This is a genomic window from Actinacidiphila oryziradicis (assembly GCF_005047355.1).
In the GTDB taxonomy this organism is placed as follows: domain Bacteria; phylum Actinomycetota; class Actinomycetes; order Streptomycetales; family Streptomycetaceae; genus Actinacidiphila; species Actinacidiphila oryziradicis.
In genome coordinates this window covers 1-2,178 of sequence record NZ_SUMC01000294.1, presented here as the reverse complement: position 1 = coordinate 2,178, position 2,178 = coordinate 1, and the positions used below count along the sequence as shown (strand labels likewise).

Sequence of the window (2,178 nt, the reverse complement as noted above, 5' to 3'; positions counted from 1 at the left end):
ATGGTGCGGTCGGACTCGGAGTACACCTGGGCGGCCTTGAGGATCTGCGCGCGGGTCAGCCCCGACTGGTGCTCCAGCTCCTCCCACGGCGTGGCCTCACAGGCCTTCTGGTACTCCTCGAAGCCAGAGGTGTGGCGCTGGATGAACTCGCGGTCGATCGCCTTGGGATCGTGGCCGGCCTGATCCAGCAGCGCCTTGGCCATGCCGCGCAGCAGCGCCATATCGCCGCCGATGCGGGGCTGGATGTTGAGCGTGCTGGTTCGGGTGGAGTGGAACAGCGCCATGTCGGTGAAGTCGTGCGGGACGATCGTCCGGGTGGCGGCGGCCTCGACCAGCGGGTTGACGTGCACGATCTGCGTGCCCCGGCCGTGGGCCTCGGCGAGTGCGGTGAGCATCCGCGGGGCGTTGGAGGCGGCGTTGACGCCCATGATGAACAGCGCGTCGGCGCTCTCCCAGTCCTTCAGATCCACGGTGCCCTTGCCGGTTCCCAGCGATGCGGTCAGGGCCCGGCCGCTCGCCTCGTGGCACATGTTGGAGCAGTCCGGCAGGTTGTTGGTGCCGAATTCCCGCGCCATCAACTGGTACAGGAACGTTGGCTCGTTCCCCAGCCGGCCGGAGGTGTAGAAGGCTGCTTCGTGGGGGCTCTGGAGACCGCGCAGGGTGTCCCCGATCAGGTCGAAGGCCGACTGCCATCCGATCGGTATGTAGCGGTCGCTGTCCGGGTCGTACACCATCGGTTCGGTCAGCCGGCCCTGGTCCTCCAGGGCGAAGTCACTCCACTCCATCAACTCACTCACGCTGTGCGCGGCGAAGAACTCCCGGCCGACACGCTTGCGGGTCATCTCCCACGTGACGTGCTTGATCCCGTTCTCACAGATGTCCAGATGCAGGCCCTTGGTGTCATCGGGCCATGCGCACCCGGGGCAGTCAAAACCGCGCCCCTCATGATTCATCCGGAAGATCGCACGAGGACCGTCGACCAGTTCCCCCTCACGCGCCAGCACCCGGCTGACGCTCTTGGCAGCTCCCCAGCCCGCGGCGGGATGGTGGTAGGGCCGGTGTTCCGGCTTGTGTCCGTCCTCGGGCCCCAGTCCCAGCGCCGGCATGCCCACTGGCGGTTTACCTTGCATGGCCTTCTGACGCGGGGAGGTCTCCGCCTCATCAGGCTTGCGGTCGGAAACGCTCACGTCATCACCTTCCCAACGCCCATCTGCCGGTCACAATAACCCAGCATAGAACAAATGGCATCAATGGTATCTAAGGAATATATAGGTCCCATCCTGACCCGTCCGTGATCCACTCGACGTCGCACTTCCGGTAACCGGAAAACGCCTCTGACCAGCGAAAATAAGGGATCGGCTTTCGGGCGGCGCCCGGGCGCATCGCACACGGTTCCGCCTGCCGGCTGGAAGCCGGCTACCCGGCGTCCGACGCGTGGAGACCACCGTCGAGAGCCTGACTGATCACCTCCCGCGTCGTCTCGCGCACCACCAGCTCCGGCTGGAACATGACCTCGCGATGACCGTGGGCACCGCGCAGCGCCTCGTCCAGCAGCAGGTTGGTCGCGACATAGCCGAGCTCCGCCTTGGGCTGGTGAATCGTGGTCAACGGCAGCGGGTTCTGCTCGGCCATCTCGATGTTGTCGAATCCCACAACCGAGACCTCCTCCGGCACCTGGACGCCCTGGCGGAAGAGCCCGGCGACGACGCCCAGCGCGAGCAGGTCGTTGCCGCAGGTGACGCCGGTCACTTCCGGGTACTGCTCGCGCAGCTGCGTGCTGGCCAGCCGGCCCTCCGCCCTGATCGACGGGACGTTCAAGGACGTGCCGCACCTGGGGGTCAACGACGAGCAGGTCGGCAAGCTGGCCGTCATGCCGAGGCCCTGGCACCGCCCCTGCTCCGAATTGGCGAAGCCGTTGCTCTGCCGACCTGCACCAGGGTCTTCCGTCAAATGATCGGCGCGGTGCCGCGCGCCAAACTCGCCACATGATTGTCTAAATGCGCGTCAGGTGAATGTGTGAGATTTTCTCAGAGAGGGCCGGGAATTTGTCACGACCGCGCCCGCGGCCTTTTTTTGGGGGTTTCCTGGCCCGCGACAAAGCCCCCGCATCGGCCGTTGCGGGGGCTTTGTCTGGGTCAGGAAGGGCTATGGCTGTGGTCAGCGGACGACGACGGTCAC

General features: G+C 65.9%; 2 protein-coding genes. Both read right to left on the bottom strand.

What is annotated here, in order from left to right:
- Positions 1-1,106: molybdopterin-dependent oxidoreductase (locus tag FCI23_RS55310; protein WP_246144941.1), on the bottom strand; the 1,106-nt coding region annotated here is incomplete at its 3' end.
- Positions 1,107-1,416: 310 nt separating this feature from the next.
- Positions 1,417-1,818: a substrate-binding domain-containing protein gene (locus FCI23_RS55305; protein WP_169317490.1), complete on the bottom strand. Its 402-nt coding sequence runs from the start codon at positions 1,816-1,818 to the stop codon at positions 1,417-1,419.
- Positions 1,819-2,178: the final 360 nt, after the last annotated feature.